This window comes from Psychrobacter sp. 1Y1 (assembly GCF_051847395.2).
In the GTDB taxonomy this organism is placed as follows: domain Bacteria; phylum Pseudomonadota; class Gammaproteobacteria; order Pseudomonadales; family Moraxellaceae; genus Psychrobacter.
The window spans coordinates 765,488-787,735 of the sequence record NZ_JBPYDF020000001.1 but is presented as its reverse complement, the minus strand read 5'-3'; the positions used below and the strand labels follow the sequence as shown (position 1 = coordinate 787,735).

General features: G+C 41.3%; 15 protein-coding genes. 7 read left to right on the top strand and 8 right to left on the bottom strand.

Annotated elements, in window-relative coordinates:
- Positions 1-209: 209 nt before the first annotated feature.
- Positions 210-3,839, bottom strand: a complete 3,630-nt coding sequence (locus tag ACS8FA_RS17320; protein ID WP_439266137.1) for a hybrid sensor histidine kinase/response regulator — start codon at positions 3,837-3,839, stop codon at positions 210-212.
- A gap of 593 nt (positions 3,840-4,432) precedes the next feature.
- On the opposite strand from ACS8FA_RS17320, the gene cysM reads away from it, so the two are divergent.
- From cysM to ACS8FA_RS17290, 6 genes are all read left to right on the top strand, one after another.
- Positions 4,433-5,401 (top strand): cysteine synthase CysM, encoded by a 969-nt coding sequence (gene cysM / locus ACS8FA_RS17315; RefSeq protein ID WP_522062694.1) that lies wholly within the window; start codon positions 4,433-4,435, stop codon positions 5,399-5,401.
- 148 nt (positions 5,402-5,549) lie between these two features.
- Complete coding sequence (locus ACS8FA_RS17310) at positions 5,550-6,374, top strand: 3'-5' exonuclease (RefSeq protein ID WP_439266139.1); 825 nt, start codon at positions 5,550-5,552, stop codon at positions 6,372-6,374.
- Positions 6,375-6,436: 62 nt separating this feature from the next.
- Entirely contained in the window at positions 6,437-8,008 is a 1,572-nt protein-coding gene (gene rlmD / locus ACS8FA_RS17305) for a 23S rRNA (uracil(1939)-C(5))-methyltransferase RlmD (protein ID WP_439266141.1), read from the top strand.
- Between the two features lie 423 nt (positions 8,009-8,431).
- Positions 8,432-10,972 (top strand): RelA/SpoT family protein, encoded by a 2,541-nt coding sequence (locus ACS8FA_RS17300; protein ID WP_439266143.1) that lies wholly within the window; start codon positions 8,432-8,434, stop codon positions 10,970-10,972.
- Positions 10,973-11,027: 55 nt separating this feature from the next.
- Positions 11,028-11,969, top strand: a complete 942-nt coding sequence (gene mutM / locus ACS8FA_RS17295; RefSeq protein WP_439266145.1) for a bifunctional DNA-formamidopyrimidine glycosylase/DNA-(apurinic or apyrimidinic site) lyase — start codon at positions 11,028-11,030, stop codon at positions 11,967-11,969.
- A 285-nt stretch (positions 11,970-12,254) separates the two neighbouring features.
- Positions 12,255-12,695, top strand: coding sequence for a hypothetical protein (locus tag ACS8FA_RS17290; RefSeq protein WP_165596943.1), 441 nt, complete (start codon positions 12,255-12,257; stop codon positions 12,693-12,695).
- A 112-nt stretch (positions 12,696-12,807) separates the two neighbouring features.
- On the opposite strand, the gene mscL is transcribed toward ACS8FA_RS17290, so the two are convergent.
- The 3 genes from mscL to ACS8FA_RS17275 form a co-directional block, all read right to left on the bottom strand.
- The gene (gene mscL / locus ACS8FA_RS17285) at positions 12,808-13,263 is read right to left on the bottom strand and encodes a large conductance mechanosensitive channel protein MscL (protein ID WP_057758404.1); all 456 of its coding nucleotides are present in this window, start codon (positions 13,261-13,263) and stop codon (positions 12,808-12,810) included.
- Between the two features lie 279 nt (positions 13,264-13,542).
- Positions 13,543-15,393 carry a translational GTPase TypA gene (typA, locus tag ACS8FA_RS17280; protein ID WP_057758402.1) on the bottom strand — a complete coding sequence of 617 codons (1,851 nt, stop codon included), beginning with the start codon at positions 15,391-15,393 and terminating at the stop codon, positions 13,543-13,545.
- 349 nt (positions 15,394-15,742) lie between these two features.
- Positions 15,743-17,038, bottom strand: a complete 1,296-nt coding sequence (locus ACS8FA_RS17275) for an OmpA family protein (RefSeq protein WP_439266147.1) — start codon at positions 17,036-17,038, stop codon at positions 15,743-15,745.
- Positions 17,039-17,621: 583 nt separating this feature from the next.
- On the opposite strand from ACS8FA_RS17275, the gene ACS8FA_RS17270 reads away from it, so the two are divergent.
- Positions 17,622-18,350 carry a GspH/FimT family pseudopilin gene (locus ACS8FA_RS17270; protein ID WP_439266148.1) on the top strand — a complete coding sequence of 243 codons (729 nt, stop codon included), beginning with the start codon at positions 17,622-17,624 and terminating at the stop codon, positions 18,348-18,350.
- Between the two features lie 20 nt (positions 18,351-18,370).
- On the opposite strand, the gene ACS8FA_RS17265 is transcribed toward ACS8FA_RS17270, so the two are convergent.
- The 4 genes from ACS8FA_RS17265 to rnc all read right to left on the bottom strand — a co-directional run bounded on the left by ACS8FA_RS17265 (position 18,371) and on the right by rnc (position 22,189).
- Positions 18,371-19,144 (bottom strand): pyridoxine 5'-phosphate synthase, encoded by a 774-nt coding sequence (locus ACS8FA_RS17265; protein WP_439266149.1) that lies wholly within the window; start codon positions 19,142-19,144, stop codon positions 18,371-18,373.
- A gap of 66 nt (positions 19,145-19,210) precedes the next feature.
- The gene (recO, locus tag ACS8FA_RS17260; RefSeq protein ID WP_439266151.1) at positions 19,211-20,017 is read right to left on the bottom strand and encodes a DNA repair protein RecO; all 807 of its coding nucleotides are present in this window, start codon (positions 20,015-20,017) and stop codon (positions 19,211-19,213) included.
- Positions 20,018-20,079: 62 nt separating this feature from the next.
- A complete protein-coding gene (era, locus tag ACS8FA_RS17255) occupies positions 20,080-21,045 on the bottom strand; it encodes a GTPase Era (protein ID WP_439266183.1) in 966 nt (321 codons plus the stop codon).
- Positions 21,046-21,391: 346 nt separating this feature from the next.
- The gene (rnc, locus tag ACS8FA_RS17250) at positions 21,392-22,189 is read right to left on the bottom strand and encodes a ribonuclease III (RefSeq protein ID WP_439266153.1); all 798 of its coding nucleotides are present in this window, start codon (positions 22,187-22,189) and stop codon (positions 21,392-21,394) included.
- Between the last annotated feature and the right edge of the window lie 59 nt (positions 22,190-22,248).

Sequence of the window (22,248 nt, the reverse complement as noted above, 5' to 3'; positions counted from 1 at the left end):
ATGAATAAAATAAATATGGTGCTGATATTCACAATATTAGCAGGCTTGTCTTTGTTGTACCGTAGTAATAACTGACTGCCACGATACTATAGTCAGTTTCATATACAGAATACACAGAGCACCTAGCTAATAGCGATAAGCAAATCTAACGAGGTTACTTATCGATCTCTGAACCTGAATGATTCTGACCTTATTACCTCATCGTCAACTTATATCATTTTCCACGTCATGTCATTTTCGCTTAAGCGATGATAATTAAGCTGCGGATAAGAAGATAAATCTACCTTTTGCAAGTTGTCTAGCGCCGTTAATAATGCCTCATAATAAGGCTCAATCATTGCAAATTGCACAGGTGTCGTATGCTGTACATTCAGCAAGCACTTATCTTCTAAATCCTGGCTAGCCTGACGCAGTTGCGGTACACCCGTATATCGACTACCGCCCAGTATACGATGGGCAATTTGTGCCAGCATATTACGGTCATGCGCTTCCCATGCCTGAATAAGCGCCTGCTTTTCATCATTGATAGTATCGATCATCATAATAATAAGCTTGGCCGCTAATTCAGGTTTATTCGCTGAACGAGTGAGCGCATCTTGCCAATCTAAAATGTTTGAAGTATCGCTTTTGCTTATATTGTTGTTACTAAGGTCATTGTTGATTTGCTCGTGTAAAATCGTATTATCATGAGCTGTTCTATTTTGAGAGCTTTGGTCTTGAGGGCTTTTATCTTGAGAGCTGTCGATAGACTTTGTTGGTGATTGTAGTAGTGGCGATTGACCTTGTTTTTGTAGACGTAAGCTCTCATAGCGCGGCTGAATATCACGCGCAGCATCTCGTCTATAGCCTTCACGAGGCTGGCTATCGCGCAAATAATCATCACGGATTTTTTTCAGGGATAGTGGACGGGTAATTTTTGGCTCGCTACTGACAGAAGTGCTGCTACGATCTACCCCGTCTCCTCTTATTATTGGATAAGTAGTGGTTAATGTATCTGAAGACATATCTGAACTGGCTTGAGTCTCCTGCCCATTTACATTGTTGGAGAGCAAGTCGTTCGATAAATTATTATCATTGATTGAGTAACCGCGCAGTGAGTCAATAGCAGTTAGCTCAGCTTCTGATGAGTCGGTGCTCCGTACATTAGCATCCTGTACATTAGCACCTTTTAAATTATCACCCTGCAAATCAGAATGCTGTAAGCCAAAGCTCTGTAAATCTGTATCGGGCAGCGCGGTCAATTGTGGTGTCGTACTCTTACGACCAAGCCATTTCTGTAGCACCTGTAATAACTGCGGTTGACTAATAGGTTTGCCGACATAGTCATTTATACCGCTGGCTATAAGTTTGTCACGTTCATCTGCCAACCCATGAGCTGTCAGAGCGATAATAGGGATACGACTATCCGCATTTTCGATATTTCGAATCTGCTTAGCCGCCTCATGACCTGACATACGCGGCATTTGAATATCCATAAAGATCAGATCAATATTATCTTTGTCTTGCATAGCTGCTTTATCGTCAGCGCTCGTATCCTCATGATAGAACGCGCTATTTGTTTTCTTATTTATCTCATCACGTGTTTCTGCTTTAGAAAGTTGCGTTTTATTCGATAGGCTTTGCTTATCGCTCTTGGCAGTTTTGATGTTTTTGGTTTGCTGTTTACTGATAATCTCGATAGCATCAAACCCACTGCTCGCCGTGACCACATGAATACCTAGCTCACTCAATAGAGCATCAAGCACTAGTAAATTGGGCAAATGGTCATCAACTGCCAGTACAGTGACCCCTTTCCAGCGTGGTTCTTGCAGGCTTTGCGGCGTACTACGGCTTTGGGTATCGAGCATCGCGTACAGCTGTCTTTTGTCTAATGGTTCATAAAGTATGTTGGCATGATAGCGATTGAGTAGCGCTTGATCGGCAGCTACTTGGTAGCCGAATACAGCAAGCTTGCCTTGATAGTGCAGACGAATTTGCTTGAGGAGTGCCATCATATCGTCTTGCGTGTCATCATCAACGATGACCCAATCCCAATAATTACCGTGCTCTTTTAATGACTCAAGTACACCCGGTAATGAGTTGGCTTGAGTCAATTTAATCGGTAAATATTGCAGGCTGGCCTTGAGTACTTGTATCGAAGCGGTATGATTGATCCAAACCAGTACATTAAATTCATCGGTCTCGCTTGCTAGTGGCGCCAATACTGGCAATTCAATCGTCTGCCCTGTGGCTGCCTCTAGCACGTCGACATGGGCTGGCATGCGAAACCAAAACGTTGCACCTTGGTTGGCAATATTTTCTTGAGTATTATCATGAAACCCAATATCACCGCCCATCAAGCGCGTTAACTGTTTGGAAATGACTAGACCCAACCCTGTACCACCATACTGACGCGTGATTGATGGATCGCCTTGGCTAAAGCTTTGGAACAGCATTTTTTGATCTGCAAGAGAAATACCTTTTCCGCTATCTTGCACGCTAATCATCAGATAATTATCACGGTGGTCATCTAAACTCACACGCACCACCACATCACCACTATCTGTGAACTTAATGGCATTACCAACGATATTGGTCAGTACTTGCTTAAGACGAAGCGCATCGCCGTTGATACGCATCGGCACATCATTGTAAAACAATACTGCCATGCGCAAACCCTTCTCCGCAGAAACAGGAGATAGCATATCGACCACATCATAAATAGTGTCATAAAGATCGAACTCATGGCGATCCAGTACTAGCTTGCCTGCTTCAATCTTAGAAAAATCTAAGACATCATTTACCAAAGCGAGCAAGTGTGCTGAGGACTTACGTATGGTCTGTACATACAAGTCCTGCTCAGGATTAAGCTCACCGTGACGTGCCAGCAAGTTAATAAAGCCATCGATACTGTTCAATGGTGTACGCAGTTCATGACTGATATTGGCTAAAAATGCAGACTTGGCTTGACTGGTTGAAATTGCCGCATCGCGCGCATTTCGAATAGAAATGTTTTGCATCTCCATCTCATCAAATGCCAACCGTAAATCATCTTCCGTTTGCTCTGCATGGTCTTTGAGCTCTTGAAAGCTTCTATGTAGGCGGCGCAATGTTCTGACTAGATCTTGCTGTAATAAATTCAGCTCACCATCTGACTCAACGGGTACAGGTTGGTATAAATTATCGACATGGGTACGTTGCAACTGCAAACGCAGCTCATAAATAGGGGCGATCCAACGTTTTGAATAGATATTTAAGCTCAGTAGTAGAATCAAGATAGTAAACAAGCCAGTAATCACTAACGCCATCGCAATACGGTAGCGTGCAATGTAGAGCGGCTCATTATCCATATCGACGAGCAACCACAATGTCTGCCCTTCAAACTCTCCCAATACACTGCCATACGCTGTGCCTACAGGCGTTGGGCGTTGTGACAAAAAGCTTGCGGAATCACTGATTAGAGGCCATTCTTCATTGAGGCCATAACCGACGGTTGCCAGTATTTGATTGCCTTCATTAATAATAGCAATGCGCTGTACATGCTGCTCGGATTGCATACGTCCAAGCTTATCTTGGATACCTTCTAGCGTCGTCATTGCCGCTTGCTGGGTCCTCTCAGCACTACTCCCTACTTGCTGGCGCTCTTGTTCTAGCAGCTCAGGAATCAGTTCAGCTATGACTGGCGTATAACGAATAAGTACCGCTTCGGCCAATACTTCCTGCTCAGAGTCGCTTGCACGCATGGTTTCGTGAAATACCAAGATGCCGCCTACTGCTGCCAACACACAGATAGGCAAAAACACCAGTATGATCAGCTGACCATAAGCACTACTGGTATCGAAACGTTTTTTATATGCCATGCTAGGTCTACTCTCTACTAAGGTTCTTGCCGTGAATTATTCGTAATAAAGTCAGTATTCATGTTACTTGCAGCGTGTCGTATCAGACCATCTGGGTAAGGCGCTATTTTTAATGAACCCACTGAACGTTAATAAGGTCACTGGTTCTGATAAGACAATTAATATACAACTCAAGATTATCTTAACAGGATTCTATAAGTTCTGGTTAAGCATTCCATGTGATGAATAACGTTATAATTAAAGTGCCAACCACTCTATGTTAAAGAGAATATGGCTTTAAGCTATCAACTCTACTTTTGCAACCCTCAACGTAACATTGATATTAACCTGATACAGTGACTATTAATCTTTGATGCGATAAGCGCAGCTGAAAACAAAATGATATAATAAAGCCACTTTTTATTTACCACAATATATCGCTCATAGTCATAACATATGAGAGCGCACTCTAATGCGTTTCGTTTTTAGCTCGCTTATCACCGTAAACCTATAACCCAAGCGACTGTCTAAAATTATGATCAAACAATAAAAACAGCGCTTCTATCAAAAACAAGCCATTAAAAACATATCTAAAAAATATAAAAGGATACTTTATGTCCACTACGGCCATGTCAAATGCTAATTTTATTGCTCAAATCACTACCCTCGCTGATTGCGTTGGTCAAACGCCACTGGTAAAACTTCAACGTCTGCCTGATCAAGAGCATATTGCCAATGGTGCCACAGTACTAGCTAAGCTTGAAGGCAATAATCCAGCGGGTTCTGTAAAGGATCGTCCTGCTTTTAATATGATTTATCAAGCAGAACAACGTGGTGATATTAAGCCTGGCGATATGTTGATTGAAGCCACTAGTGGCAATACTGGTATTGCATTGGCCATGGTCGCTGCAATGCGTGGCTACCCAATAACGTTACTGATGCCAACCAACTCTACCCAAGAACGTAAAGATGCCATGATTGCTTATGGCGCAACGCTGATTGAAGTAGACGAAGGTATGGAAGCTGCGCGTGATTTGGCATTGCAGATGCAAGCAGATGGCAAAGGGGTCGTATTGGATCAGTTTAATAATCCTGACAATAGCCAAGCTCATTACCTGACTACAGGCCCTGAGCTATGGGCACAGACAGAAGGTAAGATTACGCATTTTATTAGTTCGATGGGCACGACAGGTACGATTACCGGTGTGTCACGCTACCTAAAAGAGCAAAATCCAGACGTTAAAATCATCGGCCTACAGCCTGACGAAGAAGCTTCGATTGCTGGTATTCGCCGTTGGCCAGCGGCTTATATGCCAGGTATTTTTGATGCAGATTTGATTGATGAAGTGATGGATATCGATCAAAGTATTGCTGAAGTCTATATGCGTAAATTGGCGAAAACTGAAGGTATTTTTGCTGGGGTATCTTCAGGCGCAGCTGCATGGGCAGCGACCCAAGTGGCAAAAGAAAATCCTAATGCTGTTATTGCTTTTATTGTCTGCGATCGTGGCGATCGTTATTTATCAACGGGTTTATATAACGTTGACGATAGCAATACGGATAACAGCGCAGAAGTTAATTAATGCATAAGCAATACCATTTAGTATCGTTAATTTAAAAAAAGTGCAAAGCGGCCAAGTGCAGATATAAACGTAATACTTCAAGCAAGGTTAGCGCTGTTATTCTTTTATAATGAATTAACTATAAGCTCATAAATAGTCAGGATTATCTATGTCACAAGCGCTACCATCCGACCCTATATTGGTTTTTGATATCGAGACTGTCGCCGATGTCGATGCAGCACGCCGTATCTATCCGCAATTGGCCGTTCTTAACGATGCGGATGTGTTAAGCGCGCTGACAGCCATACGTACACAAGAAGCAGGGCACGACTTTATGCGCTTGCCACTACAGCGTATTGTCTGTATCTCAGCTCTGTATATCAAGGATGGTAAGTTATCGCTATTTTCTTTGACTGCCGATAAATTTAGTGAAAAAGAAATCCTAGCCAAATTCTTTAGAGCTTTTAATGACATTGAGACACTGCCACAACTTATTAGTTGGAATGGCTCGGGCTTTGACATACCTGTACTGATATATCGTGCCATGCAATATGATTTGTCAGCGCCATGGCTGTTCGAAGAAGGCGAGCGTATTAAAAACATGCGCTTTGATAACTATGTTAACCGTTTTCATACGCGTCATCTAGACTTGATGGATCGGTTTAGCCAGTACGGTGCTAGCCGCCGCGAAGCCATGGATATCGTCGCAAGTCTGTACGGATTACCCGGTAAAACTGATGTAGATGGCAGCATGGTTGGCGCGCTTGTTAGTAGCGGTGACTGGCAGACCCTATCTATATACTGTGAGTCTGATGTTATGAACACTTGGCTTATTTATTTACGCTGGTTACGTCTAACAGGACAATTGTCTTCACAAGATTTTGATGCTTGGCAGCAGCAGAGCTATGAGTATCTGGCAAAGTATACCCAAGCTGACGGTAGTCCGCGACATCAAGAGTTTATCGCTGACTGGTCATCGGCACCCGAATTATAGAATTCGCATTATTAGTAGTTTTTTATTCCCCTCTTCTAGTTATTTATTATTAAGGCAGGTTTATGCAACCCACCGATTCAAAAACATCTACAGCATCTGATATAGCAGCGCAAAACAGTAACGCTCAAACGAATGAAACTCAAACAAACGACACCCAAACGATTGTCATTCCGCCTAGTAAGAAAAAATCAAAGCCATCATCAAAGACACGTCGTCGTCTAAAAGATGCAGAGCCAATTCCATTTAATATTGATGGCTTATCACATGATGGTCGCGGTGTTGCTGTCTATGGAAATGGTTTTGATGTTGCGGAAGGTCATGCTGAAGATAAGCACGGCAAAAAAATCTTTGTTAGCTTTGCCCTACCAGGCGAAAGCGCCTTAGTAAAAATAACCAACAGCCGTGCTAGCTTTGAAGAAGGTGATGCCATTAGTATCACTGCCAACCCAAACCCTGAACGTGCTGTACCACCCTGCCCGCATTTCGGTACTTGCGGTGGTTGCAACTTACAGCACTGGCAGCCAGATGGTCAAATAAACTTTAAACAGTCAGTACTGGCTGAAATGCTAATGCATCAAGCCAACGCGGAACCTGACAATTGGCTCGCCCCTGTGGTCGGCGATCGTCTTGGCTATCGTACCAAAGCACGTTTGGGCGTGCGCTATGTCGTTAAAAAAGAAACCGCGCTTGTCGGCTTCCGTGAACGTTCAAGTAACTTCTTGGCAGAGCTAAATGAATGTCATATCTTAGATCCACGTATTGGCTTTGAGATTGAAAACCTCAAAACGCTTATTAGCACTTTAGAGAGCCGTGACAAAATTGCCCAGCTTGAGCTTGCAATGGGTGAGCAACTGCCAGAGCTGCCTGATGGTAATCAGCCAGTTGCGCTCATCGTACGTAATTTAGAACCGTTGTCAGACGCTGATATAGACAAACTAAAAGTATTTTTTGCAGCGCGTAATTGGCAGCTATATTTGCAGTCGAAAGGCGTTGATAGCATCCAACGTATTGCGTTGACAGACGCTGATGATTTGAGCGAGCAATTTGGGCGTTTATATTATCAATTGCCAGAGTATGATCTGACTTTTGAATTTATCCCTACAGACTTTACTCAAGTAAATCTATCGGTGAACCGTCAGATGACCAAGCTTGCCTGTGACTTATTGGACTTAAAAGCAGGCGAACGCGTACTAGACTTATTCAGTGGTTTGGGCAATTTTAGCTTGCCACTAGCGCGCCTCGTTGGCGAGACAGGCTCAGTAGTCGGTGTCGAAGGCAGTGAAGCCATGACCGAACGTGCTGCTGACAACGCTCGTCGCAACGGTATCAACAATACTGAATTTTATAGTCAAGATTTGACTCAAGACTGTACTGATAAGCCATGGGCCAACCAAGGTTTTGATGCACTGTTGATTGATCCGCCGCGCTCTGGTGCTTGGGAGATTATGCAATATTTGCCAAAATTTAATGCTGAGCGCATTGTTTATGTCTCTTGTAATCCAGCGACCCTTGCTCGTGATACAAAAGCATTGTTAGAACAAGGCTATCGTCTGACTCATGCTGGCGTGATGGATATGTTCTGCCATACGGGTCATGTTGAATCTATCGCTCGCTTTGAAAAAGTAGCAGTTTAACGTTATTAATTTTTAAAAATGATTGATAGCTAGAAATGACTGATAGTTGAACCTGATTAAAGAGACATTTAAGCGTTATTACAATTATCTAAGATAACTCAAAGCTTTGATAAGTTTGTGCTAATAAATAGTCATTATTTAGCGTAATTGACCACAGCCGTACAGAGGCTCGCTTGATTTGTCACTTTAAAATGAGATAATAGTAAACAATCTTCCTATGTTTTTGATGATGTTTCCAATCGCTACATAGCAAGCATTTGCACTCATAGCTTTATATATTTTACGCGCATTTTATAGCTGCTAAAAATAACATTTTTAGCAGTTGTATTGGTTTATAGCTGACGCTTTATGGATCGTTAATTCAGAGTGTGTGCATAGTAGATGAGGTTATAATCAATTCAAAATAGCTAAGAGGAGTCGGCTATGGTAAAAATTCGTGAAGGATTACCGCTGGTGGATGGACAGACCACTCAGGCCGATAGTGCAACACTTGCGGCACAACTGGTGGCGAGCCAACGCTCCCACCAGTCAGCCAATAGCTATGCCCAAATCCCCCTCGACATCAAATACCAGTTGGCAACCCACAAGCTACATACTACTTTTGATCGATCAGCGGCACACACTTATCATTTGCATGACCCTCACACTGAAGACGAGTATTTGGATGATACCAATGCGCTATCAAACGATGAGCTTGAGGCGGTCGACTTAGACCACCACGCCAACATCGACGTACCTACTTGGCTAGATAATGTGGCCAAGCGTATTGGACAAGAGTCAGTACCCAACCTAAGTGCAGCTTGCGAGTTTATTCGCAGTCATATGAATACCAGTGAATCTGAGCGTTCAGGTGCTTATGTGACCGGTATTGGTATGACTGATATTTTGACCTATCTTTATCAAGATGAAGACGCATTGGTCGCGGCCATGCTGTATCGCAGTGCGCGCAAATCAATTATTAGTCTCGCTGAAGTGGAAAAAAACTTTGGTCCAGATATTTTGACGCTTGTTAAAGATACCCTTGCAATGGGTAAGCTGTCGGAGATTATTGAGAGCAATAAACGCTTAGAAGATCATTTCGTCAATAATCAACGTGATCAGCTATCAAATATTTATAGCATGCTCATCTCTGTCACCAACGACGTGCGCGTGGTACTTATAAAACTGGCTGAACGTACGTTCGCCATGCGTGAATTGACTTTTTCTAGGCCAGAGCGTCAAACGCGTGTCGCACGTGAAGTCATGACTATTTATGCGCCATTAGCCCATCGTTTAGGTATTGCACAGCTAAAATGGGAGCTCGAAGATTTAGCTTTCCGTTATCTTGCGCCTGACCGCTATAAAGAAATTGCTAAGCTGCTGTCAGAAAAACGTAGCGAACGCGAGTCCTATATTCAGCGCGTACAAGACAAGCTAAATGAATCATTAGCAGATGCCAGTATCGAAGGCGAAGTATCTGGGCGCGTCAAACATATCTACTCTATTTATCGAAAAATGAAGCTCAAAGGCTTATCGTTCGATCAGCTTTATGACATTCGCGCCTTACGTGTGTTGGTCAATAGCCCTTCTGACTGTTATCACGTTTTAGGCCTAGTACATGGCTTATGGCGTTATATTCCTGAGCAGTTTGATGACTATATTACTAACCCTAAGTCTAATGGTTATCGCTCGCTACATACTGCTGTAATTGCGGAAAATAAGTCACTAGAAGTCCAGATTCGTACTCATGAGATGCACTTTGAGGCCGAGCTTGGCATGTGTGCGCACGTTAATTACAAAGAAGGGCTAAAGAACAAAAAAGACAATTATCTGAATCAAAGAATCAGCTCATTACGCCAATTATTATCTATCAATAACGAAACTCGCAATCAGCCACGCTCAGCTGTTGTAGCGGGCGAAGAAATAGATGATATCGAGTTTGACGAAGAAGAGCAACTCGTTGATTTTGATGAGCTAGAACGTATTTATATCTTTAGTCGTGACGGTGATATTACTGAGCTACCAAAAGGCGCGACCGTTCTTGATTTTGCCTACTATGTGCATACTCAAGTTGGCAACCGTGCACAGGCTGCTCGTGTCAATCAACGCTATGTGCCACTGACGTATCAGTTGAAAACAGGTGAGCAAGTTGAGATTATCACTAAGGCATCACGTGAGCCCAATCGTGATTGGTTGGTAGCCTCGTTAGGTTATATTCATACCAACCGTGCCCGTTCAAAACTGCGTCAATGGTTTAATAAGCAAGACCGTGATAAGAATATTGAAATAGGTCGCCAAATGCTCAGTAAAGAGCTTGAGCGCCTATCTGTTCATCCTAATAGTATTGATCTGAACGACTATATTCAGCATTTTCATGTCAATACGACCGACGACATTATCGTGGGTCTAGTGACAGGTGATATTGGCCTTAATCAGTTAACCAGTCATATCTCTCGTCAGCTACATCTAGAGCCTGAAATACCACCAGAGAGCTTTGTACCGCATGTAGATAACCGAGATACAGGTAAGCTCGATGCGTATAAAATTCATATCGATGGCTTGGATAATATTGAAATCAATTTGGCAGGTTGTTGCCACCCTGTGCATGGCGAACCGATAGCTGGCTACATCACTTTATCGCGTGGCGTTAGCGTGCATAATCGAGGCTGCCCAGAGTACTTACGTCTGGTCGAGCGTGACCCTGAGCGTAAGATAGAAGCCGCTTGGCAAGTGCAGACGGGGCGTTATCAACCCGTTGATATTCATGTCGAAGCATATGACCGACGCGGTTTGCTACGTGATTTGACACAGATAATTGATAAAGAAAACGTCAATATTCGCCAAGTCCAAACATTAAGCAATGACGACAATATTGCTTTTTTAAAGTTCCATATTGAAGTCTCAGGCTTAGCGCATCTGTCTAAGTTGCTCGCAAAATTAGAGCAGCAACATGGTATTTTGCACGCACGCCGTGCAGTCGTGTAAATAAAACGTTAAGTCAGTCGTTGTTTATTCCACAATAGAGTTGTCAAAAAATACTATGCCTGAATTACCTGAAGTAGAAACCACTAAAGCCAGTCTTGCTCCATTGTTGGGGCAACAGGTAGTTGATGTTAAAGTATTTCAACCAAAGCTGCGATGGATGATGCCAGATAACTTGGACGAGCTGGTTAATTACACATTAGAGAGTGTTGAACGCCGAGCAAAGTATCTGATTCTTAATTTTCTGCCAGTAGATGCACAGAATAACGCTTCAATGTCAGCCAGCAAAGTTGAACCACGTCAGCTTCTTATTCACTTAGGAATGTCAGGCAGCTTACAGCAACATAGCTATGGTACTGATAAGCGTAAACATGACCATCTGGTCGTCGTTTTTAATGATAATGCTAATAAAAAATCTCAGCTACACTACTATGATCCTAGACGTTTTGGTTCAGTACTATGGCATAAAGATTACGGCAATAAACTACTAGATCATCTAGGTCCTGAACCACTTTCAAAAGATTTTACCGCAGACTATTTATACAGCTTAATCCAGCGTATTGATTTATCTAGTCAAGATAGCAATGAGTCATCGTCAGATAATACTAAAACGAACAGGCGACTGAAACCCATCTCCCGAGCGATTAAATCTGTCATCATGGAACAAGAAGTCGTAGTTGGTGTTGGCAATATTTATGCGACTGAAAGCCTGTACTTATCAGGCATCCACCCTGCTACGCCGGCCAATCAACTTTCATACGAACAAACTGTCATTTTAGTGAATCATATTAAAGAAATTTTAAAGAAGGCGATAAAACTGGGCGGTTCGACACTACGGGACTTCACAGTAGCAAGTGGTCAAACTGGTTACTTTCAGCAAACCTTAAATGTGTACGGTAGACAAGGAGAAAGTTGTCTACATTGCAGCACGACACTAGAAAACATTAAGCTTACTGGTAGAGCCAGTGTTTATTGTCCAAATTGCCAGCCGTTAAAATAACTAATAATGGATATCCGTTTGTTTGTACTGCGTCTAGTTTAAGATAATATCTAGATACAGTATCTATTTTTAAAAGTATCAAATATTGCCAAAGCTATAACTAGATTATTCTCATTTTTGTTGCTTATTAGCGCGCATCTTGCTTTAATAGTGCTAGCGCTTACATAAATAGTGCGTATCATTTATTTTTCTGTAATATTTAGCCTAACTATTGTTGCCGCAAGATTCCTGTGTGAAGATAGCAGCAGCCATTAATCATACTACTATGAGTTTCAGGATATCGTTATGACTGTTAAAGCAAAAACTCAACGCACAGTTAAGCAGAGATTTTTTACTGTATTGGCAACTCTAGGATTGTTAGCTGCAACTATCCAGCCTACTTTTGCAGCTATAGAAATTGATGAAACTGATTTTGGTCCTTCATATGAGACGATGGTAGTCGATACGATTGTTGGCAAACCATTGCAACTCGTGAATGCTGTGGCTGGAACAGCAGCTTATATCGTAAGCCTACCTTTCTCACTTATTGGTGGTAATGCAGATCAAGCACAACAGAAGCTATTTGTTGAGCCTTGGGATGCGATGGGACGTTGTTTAGGCTGTACCGTTGCCGAAGACAACTATTACAAATCTCAAGTCGTTGATAATAACGTAGTGCGTATCGTTGTCGATCAACCATCAGAAATTTTAATTAACACCAATGATTATGTAGTGGTTACTCCATAACAATTTGCTTTTAATAGGCACATCAAATAGTTCATAAAAAATGACTGTGACTATTTCATAGCAAAAAGGCTAACGAAAAGTTAGCCTTTTTTATTGTCAACGAGTTGATAATTTATTTCGTAATACTGGTATTACTTAATTTGGCACTGATTTCACGTAGCAACTTCACTTCCTCTGATGGCTCTTCTACTGCTTCTTCTATAACTTCCTCTACCTCTTCAGCACGGCGCATTTTATTGACACCTCTAACCATCATAAAGATGATGAAAGCTAAGATTAAAAAGTTAATAAGTACGGTAATAAAACTACCGTAAGCCAATACAGGTACACCTGCTTCTTTAAGCGCATCATAAGTCATAGCAATACCGTCAGGTGCATCGCCTAAAACCAAGAACATGTTTTCAAAATTAATCTCGCCACCAAAAATAAAAGCGACAATCGGCATAATAATATCATCTACCAAAGATTTTGTGATGGTGGCAAAAGCCCCTCCGATGATGACACCGACTGCCAAATCCATCACGTTACCTTTGACAGCGAACTCTTTAAACTCTGAAACCATACTCATTGTTTTTTCCTCAAAATTTATCTATAAACCAATAGATATTTATATAGTTAGTATCACATCTAGCTTTCATGTTAATAATTGAATACATTAATACCACTATTCATTCTGTCTGTATTTTTCCAAGATTACAACATAAAAAAAGCAGTATAAAGTGAACCACTAATAGCTCACCTTATACTGCTCATTTTTTGAATCACTTAGTGCCAGTAAAACTACTGACACTAAGTGTTTGCGTCAAACATCAATACTATGAATTACTAAGTAACTCACTTATTGATATTAAGCACCTTTTTTACCACGGCCGTGACGTTTACGCTCACTTTCAGTCAAGTAGCGTTTACGAATACGTACCGCTTTTGGTGTTACTTCGACTAGCTCATCGTCTTGAATAAATTCAAGCGCTTGCTCAAGAGTGAACTTCACTGCTGGCGTCAACGTCAATGCTTCGTCAGTACCACTAGCACGTACGTTAGTTAACTGTTTAGCAGTCGTTGGGTTAACAGTCATATCATCGTTACGAGAGTTAAGACCAACAATCATACCTTCATAAACTTCAAGCTGTGGCTCAGCAAACAACTTACCACGTTTCTGTAGGTTAAATAGAGCAAAACCTAGGCAAGTACCATTTGCCATAGAAACCAATACGCCGTTAGAACGACCACCAACATCACCGATCTTCTGTGGACCGTAATGTGAGAAGCTCGAGGTCATGATACCACTACCTGAAGTCAGGGTTAGGAACTCAGAACGGAAACCGATCAAACCACGTGCTGGTATGGTTGCCTCGATACGCATACGGCCTTTGCCGTCCAGCTCCATGTTAGTCATCTCGCCTTTGCGTAGACCAACTTGCTCCATGATAGAGCCTTGATGCTCTTCTTCGATATCGAAAACAACGTTTTCATATGGCTCTTGTAGCTTACCATCAACTTCTTTAACGATAACTTCTGGGCCAGAAACACCTAGCTCAAAACCTTCACGGCGCATGTTTTCGATAAGTACTGATAAATGAAGCTCACCACGGCCTGATACTTTAAATTTGTCAGGAGACTCAGTGTCTTCTACACGCAATGCTACGTTGTGAATCAATTCACGCTCAAGACGCTCACGAATGTTACGTGAAGTCACAAACTTACCTTCACGACCAGCAAATGGTGAATTATTTACTTGGAAGTTCATAGATACTGTAGGTTGATCTACCGTTAGTGCTGGTAGTGCTTCAACGTTGTTAGGATCACAAATAGTATCAGAGATGTTTAGCGCATCGATACCTGTGATACAAACAATATCACCTGCTTGTGCATCTTCAACGTCAATACGGTCAAGACCATGGTAGCCCATGATTTTTAAGATACGACCGTTACGTGTTTTGCCATGCTTATCAATGACAGTCACTGGCGTGTTAAGTTTAACTTTACCACGCTGAATACGGCCAATACCGATTACACCAACAAAGCTGTTGTAGTCAAGGCTTGAGATTTGCATACGGAACGGAGCGTCAGCATCAACCTGTGGAGGCTGAACAACGTCAACGATAGTTTTGAACAATGGGGTCATGTCGTCAGCTAGATCATCTGCTTCTAGACCTGCGATACCGTTCAATGCTGAAGCATAAACAACTGGGAAATCAAGCTGCTCATCATTTGCACCTAGGTTGTCAAACAAATCAAAGATTTGATCCATTACCCAATCAGGACGTGAGCCAGGACGATCGATTTTGTTAATAACAACGATCGGCTTTAGACCTTGTTCGAATGCTTTTTGCGTCACAAAACGAGTCTGAGGCATTGGGCCATCAACAGCGTCAACAACCAAAAGTACGCAGTCAACCATAGACATTACACGCTCAACTTCACCACCGAAATCGGCGTGACCTGGGGTATCTACAATGTTGATACGGTATTCAGTTTCTGAAGTTTTATCTGTCCAGCGGATAGCTGTGTTTTTAGCCAAAATGGTAATACCACGTTCTTGCTCAATATCACCTGAGTCCATTGCACGCTCAGCAATGTTTGCACGGTCGCCAAAAGTACCAGACTGATGTAATAACTTATCAACCAAAGTTGTCTTACCGTGGTCAACGTGGGCAATAATTGCAATGTTACGCAGGTGTTTGATATCGTTCGCCATATAAAATGCTCGTTTCGTCTTAAAAAAATGCAGTAGCAGTAAGCGCTGCTGAATAAACTTTCATCATCAATCAGATAGATATTGAATCTAAGATGACGCAGAAGAGAATGCTATCAAATAAAAAAGTTCAATACAATCAAATATCTATACTGACGAATTCATCATACAGATTGCTATGCTAATGTACATACTGTTAATTTACAGAATGTTTGGGTGGCTAGTATAACATTATTGATTCATAAATTTATGTAATAACTCACTTTTCTCAATACATAAATAAAAAAAAGCCACCCATTGGGTGGCTTTTTTTGTAACTGTATATTTAACTATACGGTTATTTTGCTAATACTTATTGAACAACCATATCTTTAGTTTGTTCAACAGTCATTGTTTTGTCACCAGTGATGATGGCATAAACACGACGGTTCATAGCACGACCTTCTTCAGTGTCGTTTGAAGCGATTGGGTTGTTGTAACCATAGCCTACAGTTGATAGACGGTTTGGAGCAATACCGAATTCGTTAGTTAGCATAGATTTAACAGCAACGGCACGAGCTTCAGATAGACGTTGGTTATAACGTGCTGAAGGACCAGTCTTAGAAGCATGACCTTCTACACGAGCGGTAGAGTTAGGATACTCACGCATCTTCTCTGCTACTTTAGCGATTTCTGGCTTGTACTGGTTTTTGATAGCTGACTTGTCGTTATCAAAGAATACACGTAGTTCCATTTTCAGTTCGTCAGTAATGTCTACTGGTACTGGGCAACCGCGCTCATCAACTACAACGTTCATTGGAGTGCCTGGGCATGCATCGATGCTATCAGGTACGCCATCACCGTCAGAATCAAGATCAGCTTCAACAAGAACTACTGGAGTGTTGTCAACTACTGGCTCTTGCATTGGTGGTACTGCTACTGTAGGTGCTAAATGGCCACCTAGTACTACTTCTAGACCGGCCAAAGCCATGCCTTCCCACCAGTTGTTGTCAAAGTTATGAATCGCACGAGCTTCACCACGTAGGCTTAGCGCGTCATTGATGCGATACATAGCACCTAGACCTAGGTTACCGATAGTGTCTTTAGAGTTTGATACTTCAGTACCAGCAGCAACTACTTCACCGTTAGAATTAGTATACTGTTCTTGGTTTTCTACTTTGATTTTAGACTGACCAGCACCTACTAGTACGTATGGCTTAAGTGCGCTATCAGTGTAACCAGTGAATTCTTCAGTACCGATCAAGAAGTTACCAGAAATCATTTCTTGTTCGATATCAAAGCGGTTAACGCCTGCATCAGCTGAATCTTCAGAAGCTTCACCGTTTGCGTCAGATACACCATACTCTACTTGGAACTGAGTAGAAGGAGTAAGTTCAATACCTAAAGCTGCACCAGTGTATAGGCTGCTTTCTTTAGCTACGCCACCATTAGTTACGTTTCCAGCACGGCCGTCAATAGAATTACCATTGGCATCTACATATAAGTCTTTACCAGTACGTAAAACTTCACGCTGTTTGTCAGAGGTATCACTGAATTCTTCAGTCATGTGATAACCAAGTAACAATGGGCTAATAGTAACACCAGCATTAGCTGCCATCGGTGCAGCCGCTACAGCAACAAGGGCTAGAGCTATTTTATTCAATTTCATGGACTTCCTCCAAAGGATAATTTTAGTGATGCATTAAGCAAAACCGATTCTCAAGACGTACTAAGATAGACATCTCTTACGCATTTTAAGTTACAAAGCAAAACCAATTAAGGAGTAGCTTAGCGATTATTAATTCAGTTTACAACTTTTTTCGTTAACGAGCTACACATTATTACACGATAATGTTGTAACTAAAACACAATAAACAGTCTAAGTTACCCAGAACTAACACACCTTACGCTTCTTATCTTTTACACAGCAGTTTGCGATAGATGAATAGTCTATTGATAGCTATTTTCTTGAAGCATTTTATTACAATTAGAATTTTTTCTCTATTGCTAATGTCGTTCTTTCACTAATTGAAACATTTTTTGACAGTCGCTATATATTACATATATATTGTAAAAAACCAATATTCTTCTGAAAATCAAGTAATTAGGTGTTGTATGTGTTTTATATACAGTGGAATAAGAGAAAGTCTAAAGAATTTAGACAATTGGTTAGCTTAAAAGATAGTCAACACAAGGGTGTGTGAGACGTTGTTTTTACTTCAAAGATAAACAGCTATAGGATGTAGCGCATTATGAACTTGCTTAGTAAGATACTGGCCCATTATAAGAGAATAGCCATTTTTACCCTTTGTTTACCTATTTGTAAAAACGGCAGGTATGGAATTGATAATTTATTAGCTATTGTATCTAGGTTATTCAATAAACTATTGAAGTTTGTCATTTATAGGAAACCACTCCTTCAAAACGATAATATTTTAAATGCTAAGCAATCAAACGGCTTTACTCTCGTTGAGCTAACTGTGACGACAATGGTATTGGGAATTATCGCAGCTATTGCAGCGCCAAGTATCTTAACGCACTTAGCACGAATGGAAGCCCAACGTGTCAAGCATCAATTAGAGAACACCTTATCCTTAGCAAAGGCCGAAAGCTATATAAGTCGGCAGGATGTCTTGGTTTGTTTATCAAATGATGCACAGCAATGCCATAGGAACAGTGATAAGACGCTTCTGCTATTCGTAGATAAAAACAATAATAAGCATTTTGATTCTCAAGTAGATACCTTATTAACTCAGCAATCCTTAAACCTAAGATATAGTACAGTGAAATTAAGAGTTGGCGGTAGGCGTCACTATACTAAATTTTGGGGTGATAGCGGCAGACCACGCGGACATTTCGGCCATATAAAATACTGCCCTACTTCTTCTTATAACAAGTCAATGTACCAAATCTCTTTTAACCAATCCGGTATCGTCAAACATAAACTTAATGCAGACCACCCTACGAAATGTAGCGGTTAATAAATACCATATATGTAAACCTACTTGTACATGGCCTCTTTCATCATTGTCACAGCACTTTCTAACCCTACAAACACCGCATCTGCAATAAGTGCGTGACCAATATTTAACTCATAAATACCATCAATCTTTGCAATGGCATTGACATTGTCACACGTTAAACCATGACCCGCGTTAATAAGCAATTTATCGTCTAGGCTCTGTGCTGTAGCTACTGCTTGCTCAATTCTTTTAAGTTCAGCCAACTGTGCGACAGTATCATTTGCTAAGCCTGCTTCAGCATAAGCACCTGTATGCAATTCTATCGCGTCTGCACCACACTTTATTGCAGCAGAAATCTGCTTGTCATCAGGATCAATAAACAAAGAAACCTTAATATTAGAATCTTGTAGCTTATGAACATACTCTTTTAGAGACATGACTTGCCCTGCAACATCAAGACCACCTTCTGTCGTTAACTCTGCACGCTTTTCAGGTACTAGACACACCCAAAAAGGTTTAACTTCGCAGGCAATTGCAAGCATCTCATCAGTTGCGGCCATCTCTAGATTCATTCTCGTCGACAACTGGCCTGCCATTTCATAAACATCAGCATCTTGTATATGACGGCGATCTTCACGTAAATGTATAGTGATACCGTCTGCCCCTGCCTTTTCGCACAATAATGCAGCAGCTAGAGGACTTGGATAACTCACACCGCGCGCTTGACGAAGTGTTGCCACGTGATCAATATTCACGCCTAACAAAGGTTTTTTTGAATTGTTTTCAGATGAGGTAGATACAGAGATACTCATAAAAATCCTTTGGACAATTAAGCCTAACTTATATAGTTGATACTACGATGATATTTGAGAATGCAGTTATTGATAACGCTGCTGCTGCTGCCATAACAGACGGCTTTGTAGCGGCTGATAGTCAAGTAAATGATCAATAAGATGTCGATGTAGTTTGGACCAATGGTTCAGCGTCTGCTCAGTAATACCTAAGCGTGCCATTTCTATGATATCCGCACCCTTAAAAACAGTCTGTCCAGACTCACTGGCTAAATGCTCAGACTCTTCATTATTTACCAATACAGGAAGCAAACCTACATCCGGTAAAAAACGGTAAGTACAATCAGACTCGATGGGGTCTTCAACGTTGTTATGCGTTAACGTTAAAGTGAATCCTAATTCAGTAAATAGATACTGCTCAAACTGACGTAGACAGAGACGAAGCTCACTATTACTTAGAGGTTGTTTGAGTTGTTGTAGACTGATTTGATAATGCTGCCACAATACTGGCATTGGGTCTTCAGTAGGTAACAACCGCCACAGAATCTCGTTTATATATAGTGCGGCATACTGATTTTGGCCGCTGATATTGGCGTAAGGTACGGCTTCTAAGACAGCAGATGTACTGTCTTTTTGAACACTGTCTTTTTGAACACCGTCTTTTTGAACACTGTCAGCTTGAGTATTATCTTGCGAAGCAATATTAATTTGACTAAAGGTTTTTAAGTCGCGTTTACCAGTAGCAAAAAGCTGTAAAGGCATAAATAGCGGCGCGCCTTTTTTCCCAACACCATGTATTACACCGTGTTGTTGAGAAAAAAGATAATACAAAGCGCGCTTTTCTTGATAAGGACGCTGATGTAATAAATACCCGACGAGCGCTTCATTACGCATTTTTATTACCTAAATAACTGAAAGGCAGACAGTGCTTTTGAAGCGTGCGTTTTTAACCGCTATCAATAACCCAAACTGATCAACGCTCGCTCGTCATCAGACCAACCACGTTTCACTTTGACCCACAGCGTTAACATGATTTTTTTACCGAACAACTGTTCCATATCTTTACGAGCATCCATACCAACTTGTTTGATACGCTGACCTTTGTCACCGATAACGATGGCTTTTTGACCACCACGTTCAACATAGATAGTCGCATCGATGAAAGTACAAGCTTTGCGTGGACGCCCTGTTTTTGGATCAGTATGTGCAGGTTCGTCTTTAAACTCATCAATCTGTACCGTTAAATCATATGGCACTTCATCACCCGCACTACGCATGATTTTTTCGCGAATGATTTCACTGGCCAAAAATCGCTCAGAGCGATCTGTGATTTGTTCTGTATCGTAAATAGGCGCAGCGACTGGTAAATGTGAGGCAATCACTTCTTGCAAACGATCTAAGTTTTGATTTTTTAGTGCAGATACAGGAACGATATCAGCAAAATCGAAACTATCGTTGAAAGTTTCGATAAGTGGTAGCACGCTGCCTTTATCTTTTAGAGTATCTGACTTATTGATAACCAATACGACTGTTAGATTGGTCTCACCGAGCTTTTGCAAGGTCAATAAATCATCGTCACGCCATTGATCTGAATCAACAACAAACAGTACTAAATCTACATCTACTAACGCCGATACCGCCGCTTTATTCATACGTTCATTGATAGCACGTACTTCGTTGCGGTGAATACCTGGTGTATCAACAAACACTGCTTGCATTTCATGGTTTGATAAAATGCCATGGATACGATGACGGGTGGTTTGCGGTTTGCGTGAAGTGATAGACAGCTTTTGTCCTAATAAGTGATTCATCAAAGTTGACTTGCCCACATTTGGACGTCCAACAATGGCCACATAACCTGCTCTAAAATCATCAGCCATACGAGCATTACCACTTGGCGCAAAAAATTCTTCAATAGCCATATCATTGTCTAATGCAATACCTTCTGCATCAATACCATGAGTCTCTTCAGTAACTTCGATATTATTTTGGCTTAAATCAATATCTGTATTTTCACCCAAATTTTGGGTGCTGTCTTCATTGTTTGATGGCAAATCAGTATGATTGCTCATAAGTTAATCCTATAGGGTTTGTGTCTAGCCGAACAGTCGTTGATGCCAAATTTATTCAGTCACCATTAAAAACGGGCTAGAAACATTTAAAGTTTTAAAATAAATAATATGTGAGGTAATTTTAATATATGTTTTGCAAGCTATAAACCAATCTAAGCTAATATTCTGCATCTAAAAATGCATTAATAGACATCGGCTATACACATTTTTTGGCAGATCCTGGCAATTTATGTAATTGGTTAATCATAAGCTCTGCTGCTTTCTGTTCAGCAATACGGCGGCTCTCACCAGATTCAGTAATATCAGGGCAGTTATTGATATTAACATGGCAACGTACAACGAAAATTTGATGCGGTGCATTACCACGCGTTTCCATGAGTTCATAGTTTGGCAAGTCAAACTGCTTAGATTGTAGCCACTCTTGTAACCGACTCTTGGCGTCCTTCAATGCTTTTTGGTCATTGACATTATCAATCAAATCACCATACCAAGAGAGAACACATTTACGAGTAATATCCATATCTTGGCTGTCTAAATAGATAGCACCGATCAGAGATTCTACAGCATCCGCCAGTATGGAAGCACGATTGCGACCGCCACCTTTGCGCTCACCTACTCCTAATATAAGATGGTTAGACAGCTCTAAGTTTTGAGCGATAATTACCAACGACTCTTGGCGCACCAATGTCGCACGCATACGCGTTAAGCGCCCTTCGTTTTGACTAGGATAACGATGATATAAAGCTTCACCCACAATCATCCCTAACAGTGCATCACCTAAAAACTCTAGGCGCTCATAGTTTTTTTTGCTATCAAACGAGCGATGCGTTAACGCAAGTTTAGGTAGGCTCAAGTCATTAAACTCGTAGCCTAACTTACGCGTTAATACTGCTAACCGCTGAATAAATTCTGAGCTAACAACAAGCGTGTCAACAGACGTACTATTTTTTTGGGAAGTAGGAACCGCTTGGGAATGGTGCGAAGTTGGTTTCATGCGTGGTTTATGGTTATCCCTTCTGCTTGACAGATTTAGTTTAATAATATTATTTGATA

Coding starts and splice junctions, on each gene's coding strand:
- ACS8FA_RS17320 (WP_439266137.1), bottom strand. CDS start 3,839: ATGGCATATAAAAAACGTTTCGATACCAGTAGTGCTTATGGTCAGCTG.
- cysM (WP_522062694.1), top strand. CDS start 4,433: ATGTCCACTACGGCCATGTCAAATGCTAATTTTATTGCTCAAATCACT.
- ACS8FA_RS17310 (WP_439266139.1), top strand. CDS start 5,550: ATGTCACAAGCGCTACCATCCGACCCTATATTGGTTTTTGATATCGAG.
- rlmD (WP_439266141.1), top strand. CDS start 6,437: ATGCAACCCACCGATTCAAAAACATCTACAGCATCTGATATAGCAGCG.
- ACS8FA_RS17300 (WP_439266143.1), top strand. CDS start 8,432: ATGGTAAAAATTCGTGAAGGATTACCGCTGGTGGATGGACAGACCACT.
- mutM (WP_439266145.1), top strand. CDS start 11,028: ATGCCTGAATTACCTGAAGTAGAAACCACTAAAGCCAGTCTTGCTCCA.
- ACS8FA_RS17290 (WP_165596943.1), top strand. CDS start 12,255: ATGACTGTTAAAGCAAAAACTCAACGCACAGTTAAGCAGAGATTTTTT.
- mscL (WP_057758404.1), bottom strand. CDS start 13,263: ATGAGTATGGTTTCAGAGTTTAAAGAGTTCGCTGTCAAAGGTAACGTG.
- typA (WP_057758402.1), bottom strand. CDS start 15,393: ATGGCGAACGATATCAAACACCTGCGTAACATTGCAATTATTGCCCAC.
- ACS8FA_RS17275 (WP_439266147.1), bottom strand. CDS start 17,038: ATGAAATTGAATAAAATAGCTCTAGCCCTTGTTGCTGTAGCGGCTGCA.
- ACS8FA_RS17270 (WP_439266148.1), top strand. CDS start 17,622: ATGAACTTGCTTAGTAAGATACTGGCCCATTATAAGAGAATAGCCATT.
- ACS8FA_RS17265 (WP_439266149.1), bottom strand. CDS start 19,144: ATGAGTATCTCTGTATCTACCTCATCTGAAAACAATTCAAAAAAACCT.
- recO (WP_439266151.1), bottom strand. CDS start 20,017: ATGCGTAATGAAGCGCTCGTCGGGTATTTATTACATCAGCGTCCTTAT.
- era (WP_439266183.1), bottom strand. CDS start 21,045: ATGGCTATTGAAGAATTTTTTGCGCCAAGTGGTAATGCTCGTATGGCT.
- rnc (WP_439266153.1), bottom strand. CDS start 22,189: ATGAAACCAACTTCGCACCATTCCCAAGCGGTTCCTACTTCCCAAAAA.